The 20,219-nt window shown below is 45.6% G+C and carries 17 protein-coding genes; 15 read left to right on the top strand and 2 right to left on the bottom strand.

Features of this window, described 5'->3' with window-relative positions; translation table 11 throughout:
• Positions 1 to 10: 10 nt before the first annotated feature.
• Positions 11 to 2,500 carry an alpha-L-arabinofuranosidase family protein gene (locus tag QVP94_RS05005; protein WP_022192107.1) on the bottom strand — a complete coding sequence of 830 codons (2,490 nt, stop codon included), beginning with the start codon at positions 2,498 to 2,500 and terminating at the stop codon, positions 11 to 13.
• Between the two features lie 179 nt (positions 2,501 to 2,679).
• Here QVP94_RS05005 and QVP94_RS05000 point away from each other — a divergent pair, with 179 nt between their 5' ends.
• The 8 genes from QVP94_RS05000 to QVP94_RS04965 all read left to right on the top strand — a co-directional run bounded on the left by QVP94_RS05000 (position 2,680) and on the right by QVP94_RS04965 (position 11,613).
• Positions 2,680 to 3,045 carry a response regulator gene (locus tag QVP94_RS05000; protein ID WP_005856577.1) on the top strand — a complete coding sequence of 122 codons (366 nt, stop codon included), beginning with the start codon at positions 2,680 to 2,682 and terminating at the stop codon, positions 3,043 to 3,045.
• Complete coding sequence (locus tag QVP94_RS04995) at positions 3,045 to 4,220, top strand: sugar transferase (RefSeq protein WP_022192106.1); 1,176 nt, start codon at positions 3,045 to 3,047, stop codon at positions 4,218 to 4,220. Before QVP94_RS05000 ends, QVP94_RS04995 begins: the two co-directional genes overlap by 1 nt.
• 17 nt (positions 4,221 to 4,237) lie before the next feature.
• On the top strand, positions 4,238 to 5,014 hold the full coding sequence (locus QVP94_RS04990) for a TolC family protein (protein WP_005856573.1): 777 nt from the start codon (positions 4,238 to 4,240) through the stop codon (positions 5,012 to 5,014).
• Positions 5,015 to 5,017: 3 nt separating this feature from the next.
• Positions 5,018 to 7,177, top strand: a complete 2,160-nt coding sequence (locus QVP94_RS04985; RefSeq protein ID WP_009276008.1) for a GumC family protein — start codon at positions 5,018 to 5,020, stop codon at positions 7,175 to 7,177.
• Between the two features lie 578 nt (positions 7,178 to 7,755).
• Complete coding sequence (locus QVP94_RS04980) at positions 7,756 to 8,643, top strand: O-antigen ligase family protein (RefSeq protein ID WP_288213177.1); 888 nt, start codon at positions 7,756 to 7,758, stop codon at positions 8,641 to 8,643.
• Between the two features lie 6 nt (positions 8,644 to 8,649).
• The gene (locus QVP94_RS04975; RefSeq protein WP_005856568.1) at positions 8,650 to 9,876 is read left to right on the top strand and encodes a glycosyltransferase family 2 protein; all 1,227 of its coding nucleotides are present in this window, start codon (positions 8,650 to 8,652) and stop codon (positions 9,874 to 9,876) included.
• Positions 9,860 to 10,990, top strand: coding sequence for a glycosyltransferase family 4 protein (locus QVP94_RS04970; protein ID WP_011966382.1), 1,131 nt, complete (start codon positions 9,860 to 9,862; stop codon positions 10,988 to 10,990). Before QVP94_RS04975 ends, QVP94_RS04970 begins: the two co-directional genes overlap by 17 nt.
• Positions 10,987 to 11,613 (top strand): acyltransferase, encoded by a 627-nt coding sequence (locus QVP94_RS04965; protein WP_005856563.1) that lies wholly within the window; start codon positions 10,987 to 10,989, stop codon positions 11,611 to 11,613. Before QVP94_RS04970 ends, QVP94_RS04965 begins: the two co-directional genes overlap by 4 nt.
• Positions 11,614 to 11,619: 6 nt before the next feature.
• Here QVP94_RS04965 and QVP94_RS04960 read toward each other — a convergent pair whose 3' ends face one another.
• Complete coding sequence (locus QVP94_RS04960; protein ID WP_005856561.1) at positions 11,620 to 12,657, bottom strand: glycosyltransferase family protein; 1,038 nt, start codon at positions 12,655 to 12,657, stop codon at positions 11,620 to 11,622.
• 125 nt (positions 12,658 to 12,782) lie between these two features.
• On the opposite strand from QVP94_RS04960, the gene QVP94_RS04955 reads away from it, so the two are divergent.
• From QVP94_RS04955 to QVP94_RS04925, 7 genes are all read left to right on the top strand, one after another.
• The gene (locus tag QVP94_RS04955) at positions 12,783 to 14,228 is read left to right on the top strand and encodes a lipopolysaccharide biosynthesis protein (RefSeq protein ID WP_005856560.1); all 1,446 of its coding nucleotides are present in this window, start codon (positions 12,783 to 12,785) and stop codon (positions 14,226 to 14,228) included.
• Positions 14,225 to 15,352 (top strand): glycosyltransferase family protein, encoded by a 1,128-nt coding sequence (locus QVP94_RS04950; protein ID WP_005856558.1) that lies wholly within the window; start codon positions 14,225 to 14,227, stop codon positions 15,350 to 15,352. Before QVP94_RS04955 ends, QVP94_RS04950 begins: the two co-directional genes overlap by 4 nt.
• Positions 15,353 to 15,360: 8 nt before the next feature.
• Complete coding sequence (locus tag QVP94_RS04945) at positions 15,361 to 16,113, top strand: glycosyltransferase family 32 protein (RefSeq protein ID WP_005856556.1); 753 nt, start codon at positions 15,361 to 15,363, stop codon at positions 16,111 to 16,113.
• Positions 16,114 to 16,118: 5 nt separating this feature from the next.
• Positions 16,119 to 16,967 carry a glycosyltransferase family 2 protein gene (locus QVP94_RS04940; RefSeq protein WP_022192103.1) on the top strand — a complete coding sequence of 283 codons (849 nt, stop codon included), beginning with the start codon at positions 16,119 to 16,121 and terminating at the stop codon, positions 16,965 to 16,967.
• A 525-nt stretch (positions 16,968 to 17,492) separates the two neighbouring features.
• Positions 17,493 to 17,912 carry a hypothetical protein gene (locus tag QVP94_RS04935; protein ID WP_022192102.1) on the top strand — a complete coding sequence of 140 codons (420 nt, stop codon included), beginning with the start codon at positions 17,493 to 17,495 and terminating at the stop codon, positions 17,910 to 17,912.
• Positions 17,913 to 17,915: 3 nt separating this feature from the next.
• Positions 17,916 to 19,370 carry a replicative DNA helicase gene (locus QVP94_RS04930; protein ID WP_022192101.1) on the top strand — a complete coding sequence of 485 codons (1,455 nt, stop codon included), beginning with the start codon at positions 17,916 to 17,918 and terminating at the stop codon, positions 19,368 to 19,370.
• A partial coding sequence (locus QVP94_RS04925) for a CHC2 zinc finger domain-containing protein (protein WP_288213176.1) occupies positions 19,367 to 20,219 on the top strand: 853 nt, incomplete at its 3' end. The genes QVP94_RS04930 and QVP94_RS04925, both read left to right, overlap by 4 nt.

Genomic DNA, 20,219 nt, shown 5'->3' with positions numbered 1-20,219 from the left:
CCTATCTGACCTACTCCATGTATAATTTCAAGATCGTCACTGAATTAGGCGGGAAATTATAGATAAGCGGGCCGCTCATCGGGAATACGATAGGCTCGGTGACAGGCGTTACGGCCCCCGGGCTCTCAAACGTATTACGAGCCTCCGGCTCCCCTCTCAATTGGATCAGCTCCGCCTCGTTACGGATATTCACTCCCTCGATACGCAAAGAGGTCTTCTCCTCGTGGCGGGTCGTATTCACGACCTTCAAGTAAATCACCCGGTTCTCCTTGTCGAGGGTAGCCACGGATACCAACGACGGGATCGGACGCATATCCACCTCATGCAGCAATACGCCGTCCACATAACAACGGACGCGCTCGTACTCGCACGTCATGCGAACCGTATACCACCGGTTACTCTCAAAAGGGAAGCGCACGGGAGAGACCAAGCTATCCTTCACGCCACCTACCTGATGGTACAGCTCGCTCGTTCCCGCCCCGATCGTAAAGGCGATATAATCCGCCTGCTCGCCCGTCCGCCCGTTGTCGCGGAGGCGAAGCTGTATCTGCCCGCTACCTTTCGTACGCCGGACGGTAGCCGTATATTCATAGGCGTAGCTCGTAGAGTCGCCGAACAATACATGGTTCCACCGGTTGGCCTCCGGCACCAACGTACCAGCCTCCGGGACCTTCCATCCCCCGCTCATCACGGATATATCCGATACGGGCACGCCGTCGATCCGCACGTCCTTGAACTCATAGCTATTATCAAACATCTCTACGCCCGCCCGGCCCGTACGTACCTGTGGTTTCTCGTAGGTATCCACGATCGTCTTCAGCACCTCATCCCCCCGATGGCGGGTAAACATCTTTAATAAATGGTAGGAAGGAGAGACCACCGCCTGATGGGTGTTGAAAGAGATCAACGGATGGCGCTGGTTCTCGAACCCGGCGTTGCCCAATACCGGGGCATACGCCAAGCGGCGTACCATATCCGGGTTCTCCTCCGCGCCGACCAAGAAACAGGCCTCGGCCACCGCCGCCCGGAGCGTACCGGCCAAGGGCCGCTCCGTCGTCCCAAACTCCCCGATAAACACCGCCGGCGAACGTCGGGAATACCGGTCGCTATTAAACCTGCTGGCGTTCGAGAGGAAGAAATGCTCCCCGGCGTAATAATGGGAATCCACCCACTCGCTACGGCCTCGCTTCGTGAGGGGCGAACTGCTGATAACGGTAATCTCCGGATAAGCCTCCTTGATCGCCTTGCGGAAAAGCTCAAAGCGCCTGAAATACTCCCCGCCATAGTTCTCGCTGCCGATCTCGACATACTTCAAGTTGAAAGGTTCCGGATGCCCGTTCCTCGCACGCAGGGCGCCCGGCAGGGAATCCGCCGGGGCGTTCGCGTAGGCGATAGCGTCCAAGGCATCTCCCGTGAGCTTATCCATCGCCGTGATATCCTCGTAGCGGGGCCGGCGGCTTTGGCTCGTGATCCCGCTATTAATAACGTAGATAGGCTCCGCCCCCATATCCTCGCACATTTGCAAGTACTCGTGGTAGCCCATGCCGTTCGTCGTACCATAGGCCCATACGTTCCAGAAATGCTTACGCTCCGAGATATCGCCCAGCGTCTCCCTCCAGATAGGGTACGTACCCGCCGTATACCCCTCCACGAAACTGCCTCCGGGGAAACGGATAAAACGAGGGGCCAAGGAATCGACCAGCGCCGCCAAGTCCGGTCTCAGCCCGTTCTTCCGTCCCTTCCACGTATCCTCCGGGAAGAGCGATACCACATCCAGCCAAAACACGGCGGAGGTATCGGCCGTGATCGTCAAGACCGCGTTCGGCGCGTCCTCCGTAGCCGTAAACGTATGCCTGTATCGTCTCCACTCGTACGGCGGCGCTACCTGAAACACATCGCTCAAGACCGTATTAGCCATCGAGTCCTCCAAGGCCACCCGGATGGTACGGGGCACCATATTCGCCCCCTTGGCGAAAAACGAGAGATCGTATCGTTCCCCTTTCCGGATCGGTATCCCCCGGTATCCCTCGGCTATCACGCCTCCGCGCCCCGACTCCCCGGAAGTCGATACGGCCACGCGCAACGACCGCCGGTTCTTATCATTCACCAGCTCCTTCATATCCGGGTATATCTGTGTATTAGGGACTATCCGCCTCCATCCCGGTACGGAATCTCCCCGCATGAAAGGGATCGTCCAGCCATTCGGGGTAATCAAGACGTTCCGGGCGGCGTCGTAAGGGCAGTTCAAGGGTGGCACGCCATCCTCGAAGCTCCGGTTCTGGATCAGCTCGGCGTACAGCCCCCCATCGATCCCGTGGTTGATCTCCTCAATGGTCAAACCATACAGATCCGGGTTCACGGGAACCGTCAGGCCATCCGCCTCCACGGTTATCGTAGAGATCACCGGCATCTCCGGCTGGCAAGAGGACAAGCCCATCCCGACAATAGCGCCAACCAATAAATGAATAACATCAAAATCTATATATTTCCTCCAACGCATCTTCGAATACTCATCTCATTTATGTGCGTACAAACTTAATCAAAAAATCGCAGTTTCCCCTATTTTCAAAGTCCGAACTGTTTTTTCAAAAAAACAATTGAAAAACATAGATTTTTTCAATTTAATATCCTAAATTTGCATAATAGATAAAACAAAAGACGACAATATTATACGACTCTATGGAGAAATCTGTTCTTTTAGTGGATGACAAGCAAGAAATCGCAAAGATAATCATGCTTTATTTATCAAGTACTTACAAGGTATCCTATAAAGAAAATCCTTTGAAAGCGATCGCTTGGCTTCAAGAAGGCAATTTACCGGATTTGATCATCTCTGACTTGAATATGCCAGAAATGTCCGGAGAGGAATTCTTGGTTTATTTAAAAGCGAACGATATGTTCAGCCATATACCGGTCTTGATCCTATCGAGCGTAGAGAGCAGCTCAAATAGAATACGTTTGTTTGAGGAAGGGGCGGAAGACTTTATCTTGAAGCCTTTCAATCCAGAGGAATTAAGGGTAAGGGTAAAACGAATATTAAGATAATGAATTATGTCTTTTTCGGTAATAACGTGCCGTTGGCCGAACGTTTACGTAAGGCATTAGGCACCGGGGTCATAGAATGTATAACGCTTCTGCAGATGAAAAACACGCTTCTTCCTGCCGAGGAAATGGATTATTGTGTATTCATCGAGAAAACAGATCCTACGTTAAACATTCCTGCGATCATGCATTTGCATAAGACGTTTCAAAATATCTATATCGTATTAATCGCCCCGGAAATGACCCGGGAGGAGAAAATATCCTATTTGCAAGCCGGAACGGACTGTGTCATCTCCGAGTCTACCTCTAAGGAAGATTTAGTGAAGCTACTGGGTATCGCCGAGAAATGCAAGAGAATGGAAAAAGCGCGTAAGCCTCAAATAAAAGAGCCTGATCTCGCCATTTTCAAGCTGCCTTTATGGAAAAGGGTCTTCGACATCATTTTCTCATCCATGGCGCTCCTCTGCCTCTCCCCTATCTTTATCATCACGGTGATTTGGATCAAGCTGGAGGACAAAGGCCCCGCTTTCTACAAGTCGAAACGAGTAGGCAGCAACTATAAGGTTTTCGATTTTTATAAGTTCCGCTCTATGTATATGGATGCGGACAAACGCTTGGCTGAATATAAGAAACTTAATCAGTATATGGAATCTATTGATGAAGAGGCCGTGGCCTCTTCATCAACTTCTGTGAATTCACAGAATGCGACCTCTTTTTTTAAAGAGAATAAACAAAATATCATTTTATATTCTGATAATGACGCTACTCCTGAAAACGACTATTTAAAAGTAAAACGTCACGAACGTTCCAACGCTTTCATCAAATTAGAGAATGATCCCCGTATAACAAAGATCGGCCATATTATCCGGAAATATAGCATTGACGAACTCCCCCAGCTATTCAATATATTAAAAGGAGACATGTCCATCGTTGGTAATCGTCCTCTTCCCATATACGAAGCTGAGCTACTGACCAGTGACGAATACATACAACGCTTCATGGCTCCTGCCGGCCTTACAGGCCTCTGGCAAGTAGAGAAACGTGGCAATTCTGGTAGTATGTCCGCCGAGGAACGTAAACAATTAGATATTAAATACGCTCATACATTTTCTTTCTGGCTGGACATGAAGATCATCATTAAGACCTTTACGGCGTTCGTACAGAAAGAGGACGTATAGATCCATTAATAAATCGTATGAAGAACTTATTTATCATCCTATTCATATTCAGTATCCTTTCGGCTATAGCTCAGAAAAAGAAAACCTATTTCGATAAAGCTACAACCGTGGAAGTAACATCTGGCTCAGACTCTATTCAAGCGATGCTAGATGATTATGAACGTATCCAATTACCACCTTTATCTGTTTTTTTAGAATCAGTATATGATCACCCTTCGATCAAGATTTACGAAGCTAAGAAAGATGAAGCTAATGCTGAAATGAAAGTGACCAAAAGAGAATGGCTAGATTATTTCAGGGTATACGGACAGTACCAATATGGACGATTAGTGCAGCTATCCTCTCATGAAACCGTAGAATATCCTGAATATCTCACAAGTCTGGGTAGTAATCAACATACTTATAGCGCAGGCATATCGGTGTCTATCCCATTTGGTGACCTATTTAGCCGTGGCCAAAAGGTACGAGCTCGGAAAGCTCGTTTCCGGCAATTAGATTATGAATATGAGATCTCAATAGAAGAACGGAAATTAAAAATATTGGAAGCTTATAATAACGTATTGCAAGCTTTAGCTACTTTGAAAGCTAAATCAGACGCTGCTGCCCTTTACAACGCCCAAATGAAAATATCGGAACAAGACTTCATCAACGGTAAAATTGACATTACGACTTTGGCCATGGAAAGAGGACGTCGTTCTGGAGCCGTAATCTCTTATCAAGAGGGTAGAGCTACCTTACACAATGCGGTAACCCTATTAGAGATGCTTACAAATGTAAAAATCATAAATCGATAATTTATGGATATTACACTATACATATCCCGTTTTTTATATAGAATTCGTCACCAACTGATATTTGGAACGCTTATTGTAACAGCATTGGTTGCCTATTTCAGTCAATTCATGGAGAAAAAATACACCGTGACAACTTCGATCTACACAGGTATTACCTCCAACACGGGTTTAGATGAAGAGACAAAACCTGATTGGCAGGCAGTAAACAACACATATGATAACTTGGTTAATTTAACAAAATCAAGAGGAACCCTAGAAAACGTATCACTAAAATTATTAGCATTAAACCTAACACAAGGAAATCCTGAAATAGATAATCTCTATATAACAGCTGACAATTACAAGAAATTAACAGCATCTATACCTGAAGAAATAATAAATTTAATAGACACGGCTTCTCTCGATAACACTATAAACAGATTTAAAGAATATAAAAACAGTGATAGCCGCAATTATTTGCATGAATTGCTCAACGGAGGAGCTGCATTCTATAGCTACGCAGCTTTATCCAGCATAATTATTAGACGCCAAGGTAATAGCGATTTGATAGAGATAGCCTACACTAGCTCAGATCCCGGAATCACATGGAATACGGTTAAGTTAGTCAGCGAAGAAATGAAATATTCTTACGATAATTTAAAATATAAAACAGCAAATGATATCGTAAAATATTATGAGCAGGAATTGAATAAATTAAGGACAAAACTCAATCAACAAGAAAATGATCTTACAGATTATAACGTACAAAACAGCGTCATAAATTATACAGAACAAACAAAATCTATCGCAAACTCTTTTGCTGATTTTGAGAACCGTTACGAAGAAACACAACGAAGTTACGAGAGCTCAACCAAAATCATCAACGAGTTAGAGAAATACATGGAAGTTCGTACTAAACTTGTCAAAACGAATGAAGAGTTTATCAACGCATTGGAAGATGTTTCCCGCATCAGTGGTAAAATCACCGAGATAGAGACTTTCACCTCTGAAAACGCATTAAACAAGGATACAGAATTAACACGATATCAAGATCAACTGAAAGATGTCGAGAAGAGAATAGCATTACTGACAGATAAAATTAACAGCTATAAAGAAAGTAAAGAAGGAGTCGCTATTGACGGATTAGTACAAGAATGGTTGTCACAGACCTTGATACAAGTGAAATCCAAGGCAGACTTAGAGATTTTAAACAAAAGAAAGCACGATTTCGAGGAGCAGTATAAGAATTATTCTCCCATTGGGACTAAGATCAACCAGCAAGAACGAGAGATCAATGTCACTGAACAGTCTTATCTACAAGTTCTCCATGCCTTAAATATGGCTAAGATGAAACAGGTGAACTTACAATTAACCTCATCAAACTTAACAACTATCTCAGAGGCCGCTTATCCATTGTTTAGTGACAAAGGTAAGCGCATGTTTTTAGTCATAGCCGCTTTTATCGGTAGTTTAATTTTCATTATAGCCCTAAATTTGGTCATTGAATTACTAGACCGTACCCTCCGGGATGCAGAACGGGCTAAACGCCTCACAGGAATGAATATATTAGGAGCCTTCAACGGACGCAACTCCCAATTGAAATACAGGGGATTTGTAAAGACCTGTAACCGAATATCAGCCGCATACGCTTGCAATCGGTTGGCTCCTTATTTGCAAAAAAATAAGACTCTATACATAAATATATTAAGTATAGAAGAAAGAGAAGGGAAGACATTCGTTGCCAAATATTTTCAAGAACGTTGGGAAGAGCTAGGTTTCCAAGTACGATATATAAGGATCGGAGAAGAGATAAACATTGAATCGTCACTATTCACCACAGAAAATATAGAAGAGTATATTAAAGCCGAAAGTCAACCAGACATTGTATTAATCGAATATCCTTCCATTCAAGGAAACAGTGTGCCTCCACATTTGCTAAGCTCAAGTCAAGTTAATATTCTAATAGCTAATGTACGCAGAGTATGGAAAAATAGCGATAAGGAATTTGTTAGTTATTTGCGTGAGATAACTAAAAATACATCTTTGTATTTATACTTGAATAACGCCTCACGAGAAGCCGTAGAAGATTTCACCGGGCAATTGCCCCCTCAGACCTCCATGCGCTCTTTCACGAACCGTATGATGTATATGGGGTTAACCGCAACCAATTCGGCCATAAAATAGCGAAGCTCATGGATACTTCAAGAGAGATAAAAGAGGATTCTTCTTTCAATATGACCCTATTAATCCTTGTCATAGGACTAGTAGGAATAGGAGGAGCTTTACTATTTAATAACATCCCTCTTTTCGGGATGATAATAGCTTTGCCTTTGTTATGTATAACCTGTATCCTATTATTGAAATATCCTTGGTTCATACTATTTGTCATTTTTACGATCAACTATTTCATATTGGGTATTACCCGATATATTCCAATAGAAGGCGTTAGCGTAATCATGGATATCCTATACGTAACAGCCTTAGTATTACTATCCATTCATGCGGCCCTTTATCAGAACATCGAATGGAAAAGAGCAATTCACCCCTTAAGCGTCATGTGCTGTATATGGATGGGATATTGTATCTTTGAAATCGCTAACCCCTCCGGAGTACTTGAGGCTTGGATATTATCAAGAGGACTGATATTCAATGGGTTTATCATTGTTATTATTACATCGTTATTATGCACTCGTTACTCTTTTTTAAAATCCTTGATATTTTGTTTATCCCTATTCACCCTTTTAGCTATAACTAAAACCTTCATGCAAAAATATATTGGATTTGACAGTTTCGAGACCAAATGGCTTAATGAAGGGGGAGCTACGACTCATATCATATGGTCCGGAGTCCGCTATTTCTCTTTTTTCACCGACGCTAGCAATATGGGGGCGAATATGGGAGCCGCCACTATGTTCTTTGGGATCGCAGCATTCCACATGCGCTCCTATTTATGTAGAATATATTATTTAAGCATAGCTATCCTAGCCATTTACGCGATGTTCCTTTCCGGTACAAGAGGGGCCATGATCGTTCCATTAGCGGGATTGGCGCTTTATACATTCGTCAGTAAACAAACCAAAACCATTATCACAAGCTCGACCTTATTATTGCTTACTTATGTTTTTTTTGCCCTTACTACTATAGGAAATAGCAACGCTACCATCCGAAGGATGCGTACCGCATTCACCCCGACAGAAGACGCCTCATTCAATGTTCGAAAAGAAAATCAAAAGAAATTGGCATCCTACATGAAATACAAGCCTTTTGGAGAAGGGCTGGGATTATCAGGTGACAGGGCTGGAGAGAGAATATCAAAACGCTTTACCACCTCCATTCCAACAGATTCATGGTATGTCAAAATCTGGGTGGAGACAGGAGCGGTTGGCTTGACACTTTACCTAAGCATGATCTTTCTATCCATTGGATGGGGAGGATGGATCATAGCCATGCGGCTCAGAGATCCGGAGCTGAAAGGGCTACTGACAGGGTTACTTTGTGGCATATTCGGAATGTTTATCAATGCATACGGGAACTCTTTCTGGGGACAATTCCCGACAATGGTAATTTCCTTTACGGGACTTACTTTTATAATGGTAGGACCCTATCTAGATCAAGAAATACAAGAAAAAAATCAACTGATTCAAATATAAAACACCATGATTGAGCAATTCTTTCAAATAGGAGAAAATTGGATAGACAAGGAGGAGTATCTATTTCAATTGATAGACGCCATCGTATTCCTATGTTTTATGGTATGCGTACTGTATTTATTCGTATTCGCCGTTTACTCTAAAAGGAAATCGACTTATAAATACCCTACGACTATGAAAAAATACCGTTTTGCGGCCTTATTTCCGGCCTATGGGGAGGATGAGGTAATTATAGACTCCGTCAAAAGTTTCCTTCAGCAAGACTATCCAAGAGAATTATATGATATTATCGTGATAGCCAACCAAATGCGTCAGGAAACCCTCGATAGGCTAAAGTCATTATCCGTAAAGATTATAAAAATGGAGAACCCACAAAGTACCAAAATAGAGGCCCTCAAGGCAGCCATCCGTTACATTGAAGAAGGAAAAACAAAATATGACAACGTGATTATCCTTGACGCCGATAATATCGTAAAAAACAATTATATAGAGAAAATAAACGATGCTATTTACGCAGGTTGTTCAGCCATACAGACGCATAGGGTAGCCAAGAACAGAGATAGCAGCATAGCGGTGCTCGACGCCGTTAGCGAGGAGATCAACAACTCTATTTTCAGGAAAGGACATACCCGCCTAGGTTTCTCGTCCGCCTTAAGTGGCTCGGGTATGGCTTTCGAATACGGTCTTTTCAAGAATATCATACAAGGTTGCAACGATATCGGGGAAGATAAGTACATGGAGCGAAAACTGTTACTCCAAAATATATATATCGAATATCTTGAAGATGTCTATACATACGACGAGAAAGTAAGAGGCAAGAAAGACTTCTATAATCAAAGACAGCGCTGGCTTGCCACACAATTCCACAACTTACTCTCAGGGATTCTCCAGATACCGGGAGCACTAATAAAAGGAAATTGGGACTATTGCGATAAATTATTTCAATGGATGATGCCCCCTCGTGTCTTATTGCTAGGGTTTATCACGTTAATTGCCGCCATCCTAAGTCCACTTGATATCATAATCTCCATTAAATGGTGGTTCCTCTTGATATGGCTAGGCATCACTTTTAGCGTAGCGGTTCCAGACTATTTAGTGGACCAAAAATTCAGGAAGGCGATCGCCAGTGTTCCCATCCTATTCTTCCTCATGTTCCTAAACACGTTCCGAATAGGGAAAAAGCATACATTCTCTCACACCAAACATTCTCCAAATCATGAAGATAGCCATTGAAGCCCAGCGAATTTTCCGTACGAATAAGCACGGGATGGATTTTGTAGCGCTCGAGAGCATTCGAGAGCTACAGAAAATCGACAAGGAAAATGAATATTTCATATTCGTAAGTCCGGGAGAAGATCATTGCCTAGAAGAAACAAGCAATACGCACATCGTGGAGGTAAAATGCCCCACCTACCCCCTTTGGGAGCAGGTGGCGTTGCCACGGGCTGTAGCCAAGATAAGGCCAGACCTATTGCATTGTACGAGTAACACGGCTCCGATTCATTGCCCCGTCCCATTGGTATTGACCTTGCACGACATCATCTTCCTTGAGCCCAAGCAGGGAGGTAATACATCATGGTACCAAAACATGGGTTGGCACTACCGACGTTTAGTAGTTCCCCGTATACTCCCTAAGTGTAAGAGAATCATTACCGTATCTCATTTTGAACGTGATCGGATTCGAGAGGCCTTATGTCTGCCCAAAGAACAAATCATGGCGATCTACAATGGATACAGCCAGCATTTTCATCCCCTATCAGGCATATCCGCCATCACCCATAAATACATTCATTCGGACGATTACCTTTTCTTCCTAGGAAATACGGACCCTAAGAAAAATGTACCCCGCACCTTGAAGGCATACAGTCTGTATCTCAAGCGCTCATCAAGAAAGCGTCCTCTATTAATAGCGGACTTACGCGAAGACAAGCTGGATATGATATTGAGAGAGCAGCATATAGAGGAAATCAAGCCTTACCTGTCTTACCCAGGTTACATCTCCAACAAGGATTTGGCATACTTGTACAATGGGGCCTTCGTCTTCCTATACACCTCCCTAAGGGAAAGCTTCGGTATCCCCATGCTAGAAGCTATGGCATGCGGTACACCCGTGATAACGGGGAATACCTCGGCCATGCCTGAGATCGCCGGAAAGGGAGGATTATTGGCAGATCCTTTCAACGAAGAAGAAGTAGCTTCCTTATTGCTGCGGCTAGAAGAAGATCAAGCATTCCATGATGAACAAATAAAATATGGATTACAAAGATCCCGATTATTCTCATGGAATCATACGGCTAGGAAACTATTGCAAGTTTATATGGAAGTCATTCAATCCTTAAAGAAATGAATATCAGCGATCTTAAACAAAAGATAAAGAAAAATGACAGATTAAAGAGAACGGTTCATTACTTAATAATGAATCAAAGAGGCTCTTGCCCTAGATTATGGGTTAAATGGTTTGTCAATCCATTTATGTTAACCTATGGAAAACGGAGCAAGATCAGAAGATCTGCTATAATGAATGTCAGTCCCATTAACTCATTCATACTTGGACAGGAAAGTATAATTGAACATTACGTCACGATAGACAACGGGGTAGGCCACGTACACATCGGTGATCATTCACGCATAGGCATACATAATACGATCATCGGTCCCGTTTTTATTGGGAATCAAGTTATCTTGGCTCAGAACATCACTATATCCGGGCTCAACCATACATACCATGATATTTCTAAACCAATCGTAAAACAAGGCATAACTACCTCCCCTGTGATCATAGAAGATGAGTCTTGGATAGGAGCGAACACGGTCATTACCTCAGGCGTACATATCGGCAAGCACTGCGTGATCGGCGCGGGCAGTGTCGTCACAAAAGATATACCAGATTACTCTGTGGCCGTAGGCAATCCTGCTAAAGTTGTCAAACATTATGACCCATGCGGACAGCAATGGAAACGAACCCGATAAAAGGGATCAATGCGATTCCTCAAAATGATAACATTTCGCATAAAGACCGGCTATCTTATCGGGATGGAGATACTTGTCGGCATACCTCCGGTTCTTAGCTCCTAAATCGTCCAAATCCATGTTCATGGCAGAGCGAAGCATTGAATTGACAGACCCTTGATCCGAGGGGGAAAAGACCAAGTTCGCTGTCACCCTCAGTAATTCACCCACATTCCCGCTATCAGGGCCAACGACACCCCGCCCGAACAAGAAAGCCATCGGAACTACTCCGGAATTAAGGATAACGCAACGCTGTATAAAGACAACATCAGACACCGCAAAATAATACGGTAAATCCTCATCTGATATAATCCGCTCATTATTCTCCGTTCGTACCCCTAAAAGATGTAATAAACAACGTATTACGGACAATAAAGGCTTCGGATAACTCCCCGGAAGCATTCTTGGGGCCAGCAAGAGCTTCTTCCTTCGAGGCAAAGAGAAAAAAGCTTTCAACGTCATCCAGACCTCATCTCTCCTCCGGAATTTGCCAAACGCCGTAACCACAAAAGTCCTCCGGTCAATGCCCCAATATTCTCTTGCCGCCTCTCTCGTCAGAGTATCGTCATAAGCGCCCAGATAAATCGGATGAGGAATTAGGACATGCCTACAATCAGGATATAGACCGGCCATCTTGCCTAGACTATAGTTACCGAGGTGTACCATGCAATCGGCCATTCTCTCTACCACTCTATAGCAAGCTTGATGCAAAGGACTTCCATAATGAGGGGATAAGTTGTGGCACGTATAATAAACCCGAGAGCCCTTCTCCTTAAAATATCTCAGCCGGGTCTCCAGCCGCTTATCGATATCCACGTCATTCACATTCCATCCCACCACTTCCTCAGGCCAATGAATGTGGATGATATCATAAGACCGGGATGGATTCCAAAACTCATCAACTGAGCTGATAGCCTCTATTCCATGAACAGAAAGCCTCGTTCGAATCACGGGAACAAATAAATTATCCCCATTTTTCTCTTTATAGACAAATAGGACTCTCATTTAATTTTATTGTTTTAATGTAAAGGTATGTATTTTTATCGAAAATAAGGAACACCTCATGAATAATTTAAATAAAAAACATATATTTGCCTATTAGGAGAATAATACACCTCTACTAGAAAAATATGGCATCAATACAAAAAGAGTTGGCATCTGGAATAATCTATACAGCTATATCAAAATACTCAGGAATCATCATTTCTTTAGCCGTGGCAGGTGTACTGGCCCGGCTGATCGATCCAGAGGAATTCGGGGTCGTAGCGATCGCCACCGTCATCATTTCATTTTTCAGTATTTTCAGTGATTTAGGGATCGCTCCAGCTATCATTCAAAACAAGCATTTAACAGAGGATAAACTTAACGATATATTCTCTTTTACACTATGGACCGGGATAGGGATCTCCATTTTATTCTTCTTGTCATCATGGCCAATCTCCTTATTTTACAAACAGAGTTCATTGCTATCCATATGTCATTTATTATCTTTCAACTTATTCTTTGCCTCAGCCAACATCGTTCCAAACGCACTATTATTCAAGGACAAAGAATTTAAATTTATAGCATACAGGAGTTTATTTGTTCAATGCATTGGAGGAATCATAGCAATCTTAGCAGCTATATCAGGAGCTGGATTATATGCCTTAATTATCAATCCTATATTCTCAAGCATCCTTATATTCATTATTTCCATAAGAAAAAAGCCCCAGAAATTAAAATACACATTTGGATCAAAATCCATTCATGAGATATTCAGTTATTCCGCATATCAATTCATGTTTAATGTGATAAATTACTTCAGCAGAAACCTTGATAAATTATTAATAGGAAAGTATATGAGTATGAATTCCTTAGGATATTACGAGAAGTCGTACCGCTTGATGATGCTCCCGTTGCAAAACATAACACATGTCATATCACCAGTCATGCATCCCGTCTTCTCCAATTTTCAAGATGATCCGCTTAAATTAGCCCTCTCCTACGAGAAAGTCATCCGCATCCTAGCATTCATCGGGTTCCCATTATCAGTATTATTATGGTTTTGCGCCAAGGAGATTACGCTCATCCTATTCGGAGACCAATGGCTGCCATCCGTTCCCGTATTTCAGATCCTATCCTTATCCGTAGGCATACAGATCATCCTGTCCACCTCCGGCTCCATCTACCAAGCAGCCAACGATACGAAAAGCCTGTTCATATGTGGCGTATTCTCAGCCCTATTGAACGTATCAGGCATCCTCGCCGGCATATTCATATTCAAGAGCCTCGAAGCTGTCGCATGGTGTATATGTGCGACCTTCGCCATCAATTTCATACAATGTTATGTATGGATGTATAAAGTGACGCTAAAACGCAGCCTAGCGTCTTTAATCAGACAACTTATTTCCCCGGCTCCGCTCGTGGGTATATTGATAGTATGCCTATGGTCTATCCACCAATCATCCATTATATTACCGGAGCTGGCAAACTTGTTCATAAAAGCGGTTATTGCCGTTCTCATCTCCTGCATATATATTCAATTGAGTGGCGTATATAACATAATTAACTTCCTAAAATCAAAGATAAAAAGATGAAAGCCCTATTCCTTATATTCCATGGATTTAACCCGGCGAACGGGATCAGCAAGAAGATACAATATCAAGTAGACGCTTTACAGGCATGCGGAGTGGATACAAGGCTTTGCTACATGCGAGAACCAGCTGGCAGGAAACTACGCATGATCGACTCCGAGATTTTACGGGATTACGGAACTGGCATAAAAGGCAAGATCCTTAAAAGAATCGAGTATTCCTCTATAGTGGAATACGTCAGGAAAGAAGGTATCGACCTCGTCTATATGCGCTCAGACAATAACGCGAACCCTTTCACGCTCCACATGGTATGGCAGATGCGTAAAAACCACGTGAAAGTGGTCATGGAGATACCTACATACCCCTATGACCAAGAATATATCGGTTTCTCCCGTAAGGCAACGCTGCTTATCGACAAATGCTTCCGCCATACGTTAGCTAAGCGGTTAAGCGGGGTCATCACCTTTTCCGATTACCAAACAATATTCGGTAGCCGTACCATACAAATATCGAACGGGATAGACTTCAAACAAATCAAGCTAAAGAAACACATAAACGACACGAGCCATGAGCTCCACTTGATCGGGGTGGCGGAAATCCATTACTGGCATGGCTTCGACCGCCTAGTAAAAGGCTTAGTCAATTATTACCAAGCAAACTCCGGATATAATGTATATTTCCACATCGTCGGCAATTTCGCGGCGAAACGGGAAGAGAACGATATTCTCCCACTCATCAAGAAATATAACTTAGAGAGATATGTGATCCTACACGGGATGAGACACGGGGAAGAATTGGATGAGCTCTTCGAACAGGCCGATATGGGCATAGGGAGCCTCGCACGCCATAGAAGCGGCATCACCCACATCAAAACACTGAAAAACAGAGAGTACGCAGCAAGAGGACTCCCTTTCATTTACTCCGAGATGGACAGTGATTTCGAGGGAAAGCCTTATATACTGAAAGCCAAAGCAGATGAAAGCCCGATCGAGATTCCCGCTATCCTGGAATTTCATAGGGGGCAAACGCTATCTCCCTGCCAGATCAGGGAGTCCGTCCTATCGCTTTCGTGGGAGAGCCAAATGAGTAAAGTATTAAGTGAAATTGATATAGAAAACAAAAAATAGAATAAGCCATGATTCCTAAAATCATACATCTCTGTTGGTTAAGTGGTGATCCATATCCACGGAAAATACAAGACTGCCTTGATAGCTGGAAAAAACACCTTCCTAGCTACGAGATCATTTTATGGGACACGAAACGTTTTAACATCCACGAAGTCCCATGGGTAGAGCAAGCGTTCAACACCAAGAAATACGCGTTCGCCGCCGATTACATCCGGTTGTACGCTCTTTACCACCATGGAGGAATCTACTTAGACTCAGACGTGGAGATACTGAAGAGCCTCGATAACTTTCTTGAGCTGCCCTATTTCGTCGGGGCGGAAACTTCCGGTACGATTGAGGCGGCCATATTAGGAGCCGAAAAAGGTTGTGACTGGATCAAATGCTGCTTGGATTATTATGAAGGACGAAATTTCATACGTGAAGACGGAAGTTATGATATCCGTATGCTACCGGAGATCCTGAACGAGACCATACTCCGTCTAAAGCCCGTCATAAACATGCCCAGCGGTAGCAATATCGACGATCTGAAGAAAAAAGACCTAGGAGAGGCTGTCTATGTCTTGCCCAAGGAATACTTCTCGCCTAAGGTATTCGATTCGAGAGAGGTATTCCTCACCCCTGAGACCCATGCGATTCATCATTACCAAAACTCATGGTTTTCGCATAAGGCTTTCGCCTACTACCGTACACGGACATTATTCATCAAGATATTCGGATACAAGGCCGTAAGGTCTTTGGAGAAGATGCTATTAAAACGATAATTATCATGAAATGGGCAAAAAAATACATATCCATATACAATCAACCCCTAGACAACGTCCATGAGGGGATCATTCAAGAAATCAAGCAAAAACTAGCGAAGGTACAAAGCGACGAGCCCGTGGTTACCGTATCCGTCATAGCTTACAATGAGGAGAGGCATTTATTGCCTTGCCTATGGGCGCTGAGTGAGATGAGATGCGAATATCCCGTGGAGATCATCGGCGTAAACAATGATTCATCCGATAGGACCGGTGAGATATTCCGTCTCGTAGGCCTCCCGCATTATTTGGAAAAACGACATAGTTGTGGATATGCCCGCCAATGCGGACTAGACCACGCACGAGGCAGATACCATATCAATATCGACGCAGATACCATGTACCCTCCCCTATACGTCCAGATCCTAGTAGATCATTTGCGGATTCCGGGAAACGTAGCCTGCTGCTCCTCATGGAGCTATATCCCGGATGAGCGACACTCAAGGCTCGACCTGTTCTTCTACGAGTTGTCACGGGATATCTATCTATACTTTCTATCATTCAAGCGCCCGGAACTAAGCGTAAGAGGGCTCGTTTTCGCCTATCATACAGAGCCGGCCCGGAGAATCGGGATTCGGGTAGATATAAAAAGAGGAGAAGACGGTACATTAGCCATGCATCTAAGAGAAGTAGGTAAGATCGTATTCATTCACGATCGCAAGGCGAGGGCCGTCACAGGGTACGGAACGGTGGGTCAAGACGGCTCCTTGCTCAATAGCCTAAAAGTAAGGGTATACAAAGCGTTAAGGAACATACACCAGCTTTTCACCAAACAAGAAAAGTATCAAGACGAGGAATCTAATTTAATTAAATAAGTAACATTATCATATAATAAGAGACGGGATATACCCCGTCTCTATAACAAACATAATTTTTTAAAGATAATAAATTCATTTTTAAGCAAAAGGTTACTCACCCCAATCTAGTCATAATAAAGAATCAAATTAATCATTTAAACCCACATTAGAAAAAATTATACCATGTTATAAAACAAAATAATTAACCAATAATAATGCTTGCATAAACCAAAACATAACCTTACCTTTGTAAAGAAAGTAGGAAATACAAATAAGTTGATTTAATGAGATACAAAATAAATAATTATTAATTCAAAAAAAGAAGGAAACGTTTCGTTTTCTATTCTTTTATTTTTATTATAAATACCTATTTATATCTTATATAGTGCGAAATGACGTTAAAAAGGGCATTCGAAAAATAGACACCTATTCAAGACAAACCACTATTTAACAGATTGTTAATCCTTAAACCCCCCATTCGATCGGGGGTTCGAAACTAGGTTCGATTCTTTATTTTCACCATTCAAAACAATACAAAGTACAATGAGACAGACAGTTAGCGTCAAAGAGTTAAAAAGTGGAGGTTACACACGTTTTCCGAGGTTATTTATCGACCTATTACTGCAAGATTACTATCCGAAGAACAAAACACGCCTTAAGATCGGCGTGTTCATATACATTTTCGGTAAACTAGCCAACAAGCCTTACAACTATCGATACGCCGGCGGCAAGCGGGTATCTATCTACGAGGGGCAGTGCATCATCCATATCACGACCATGGCCAGGGCATTGGGATGTTCCTTATACGCGGCGAGGAAAGCGCTGAACGAGCTGGCCGAGGAAAACATGATCCATAAGATCAAGGCAGGAAACGGCCTCGCCATCAAGGTACCCTTCTACAAGTCCCTCTTCATCAAGGAGGAGAAGATACAGAAAGATAACGACAAACAAGAACAGGAGTAAAGCATGGCAAACACGAGCAAAAACAAGAACGACCGCCCGGCGACACTGCCCGACGGCCTCGCCCTCCCGCAGGAGCAGGAGATCGAGAAAGCGATCTTATCGGGGCTTATGGCCTCCCACCGGCATATGCCCACGCTGGCGGCGCAACTGCTGCCGGAGATGTTCACGCTACCGCAAGTGGCGATGGCCTTCGAGGCGTACCTGAACATCTACAACCGGGGGGAGAGCGCCGACGCCCTCTCCGTGGAGAAGGAGCTGCGGAGGATAGCGCCCGATAAGGAGACGCTGGCCACCGACCTGTACCAGCTGGCGCTGGGCGGACGGTATCTGGAAACCAGCGACGAGTACATGCCTACCCACGCACGGCACCTGCGGGAGGCCTACGTGGCGAGGCAGTTCATGCTGAGCTGCTACGACTCGGCCTTGAAAGCCTCACGGCCGGACCGTGACACGGAGGCCTTGCTGAAGGAGATGGACTCGCACGTGGGCCGGCTGATGGAACGGCTCTCGCACGCCACGAACAGCGTAGGCATGAAGGAAGCCACCCTGCTGGCCAAGGAGCGCATGCTGGAGATACAACGCAGGGTGACGGAAGGACGCACGCCGGGCATACATACCGGCCTGGAGGGATTGGACCGGATGACGGGCGGCATGATGCCGGGCACGCTCAACGTGATCGCCGCACGCCCCCGGGTAGGCAAGACGGCCTTCGCCCTCTTCATGGCGCTGAACGCGGCGAGGAACGGGCACCCGGTCTGCCTCTACAGCCTAGAGATGTCGAAGGAGCAGCTGGTGTTCAGGCTGCTGGGATGCATAGCGGACATAGAGCCCTCCAAGATCCTGAAAGGGACCCTCTCCGCCCCCGAGACGCAGAGGATACAAAGGGCCTCCGACGAGCTGGAGCGACTGCCGATATGGATCGACGAGCGCACGGACCTGAGCGTGGCCGACCTGCGTTACCAGATCTCGCTCCGGCGGAAGCAGGGGCGGTGCGAGATGGTGATCGTGGACTACCTCCAACTGATGCTCTCGCCTTCCGAGGACCGCAAGAGCACGAACGACCAGATATCGGCCATCACACGGCAACTGAAGCTGATCGCCAAGGAGAACGACATCCCCGTCGTGCTGCTGAGCCAGCTGAACCGGAATTGCGAGGCGAGACCCACGCTGAAGAACATGCTGTCCGACCTGCGTGACTCCGGCTCCATCGAGCAAGACGCCGATACGGTATTCTTCCTCCGCCGCCTCTCCGTGATGAATATCGACGAGGACCCGGAGACCCGTCTCTCCACCGAGGGCCGGGGTACCCTCTCGATCGCCAAGAACCGGCACGGAGAGTCCGGGGAGGTGCGTTTCTGCCACAACAAGGGGGTTACCCGGTTCACCGACGACCGCACGCCGGTGCCGAACGACCGCAGACCGGCGAAAGCAGAGCTGGATAAAGACCTGTTCGGATGATCACGCATGACACTTTACTGCGGGTACGGGAAACCGCCCGCATCGACGAGGTAGCGGCCGGGTACCTCACGCTACGGCGCTCCGGCAAGGACCTCGTGGCGCTCTGCCCTTTCCACGACGAGCGTCACCCCTCGTTCCGGATCAGCCCGGCGCTCAATATCGGAAAATGCTTCAGTTGCGGCGAGGCGGCGGACCCCATACGCCTCGTGCGCCACATGGAGGGATGCGGCTTCGAGGAGGCCGTGCGGCTGCTGGCCCGCAAGTATGGCATCGAGGTAGAGGAGGAACGGGGCACGGAAGAGGCCGGACGGCACGAGGCACGACAGGCGATCTTATGCGGCAACGAGGCCTTCGCCCGCTCCCTCCTTCCCTACGATCCCGCCGAGGGGATAACGGGCGAGGACGAGAACGGCGAGGAAGACCTCAGGGCGCTCCGTGAGGCCTTTTCCCACTTCGGGGTAGGTATCTGCCCGCCCGACGCCCCCGAGGGCTTCAGGCGCTTCCGGAGGCGGCTTGTCTTCCCGGTAAGGACCACCGGGGGGCAGATAGCGGGCTTCGCCGGGCGGTACCGGGGAACGGAGGGGGCGGGAACGGCCAAATACGTCAACTCCGATGACAGCGAGGCGTACCACAAGGGACGTATCCTCTACGGCCTGTACGAGGCGGTGAGGGCCGTCCGCACCGAGGGCGACGTGCTGCTATGCGAGGGTTACAAGGACGTGATCGCCTTCCACGCCGCCGGTATCCGTCACGCCGCCGGGCTTTGCGGCACGGCGCTCACCGAGGATCACGTGCGGATGATACGGAGGCTGACGGGGCACGTCACGCTCGCCCTCGACCCGGACCCGG

The sequence above is a fragment of the Parabacteroides sp. CAG:2 genome, from assembly GCF_000436315.1.
In the GTDB taxonomy this organism is placed as follows: domain Bacteria; phylum Bacteroidota; class Bacteroidia; order Bacteroidales; family Tannerellaceae; genus Parabacteroides; species Parabacteroides distasonis.
This window is presented reverse-complemented; position numbering and strand designations above follow the sequence as displayed.